The following is a 487-nucleotide window of genomic DNA, read 5'->3' as shown; positions in this document are numbered from 1 at the left end:
TGCTGATTTTGTATTGACGGGCATTCTGGAAAGCAGCTATATCGGCTACGCATCTGGTACGGTTGAGGGGATTGTCGGTGAGGGAACCGCAGAAGAACTGTTGCCAGAAGAGTATCTGCTTTATTCCACAGATTTTAAGACTTATGACAAGCAGAATTTTCAAAGCATCATTTATGCTCTCGCAGAAGATTTGAACGTGGATGAACGGTATATCCAATATAACTGGGTTTTGCTTGACGCTATTGGTATTTCCTATGATGAAGCGGCAGACAGCGATACCGGTACGGGATTTTCATTTATGACTGCGGCGTGTATTTTGGTGGGTGTTCTGGTCTTGCTGGCGGCTGGGCTGGTAATCTACAACATTCTGAAAATTTCTATCACAAAACGCATCAAAGAATACGGAACACTTCGTGCGATTGGTGGAGAACGAGGGCAAATCTATCGTTTGGTTTCTTTGCAGCTTTTGATTCTCTGTGGAGCCGGT

1 protein-coding gene is annotated in these 487 nt (G+C 44.6%); it reads left to right on the top strand.

Annotated features, from left to right (window positions below):
- Window positions 1-487: ABC transporter permease (locus tag ACTQ34_RS18165; protein ID WP_441364995.1), on the top strand; the 487-nt coding region annotated here is incomplete at both ends.

The organism is Agathobaculum sp. LCP25S3_E8 (genome assembly GCF_052117165.1).
Lineage (GTDB): Bacteria > Bacillota > Clostridia > Oscillospirales > Butyricicoccaceae > Agathobaculum.
The sequence above is the reverse complement of the archived record's forward strand: the minus strand, read 5'-3'. Positions and strand labels throughout refer to the sequence as shown.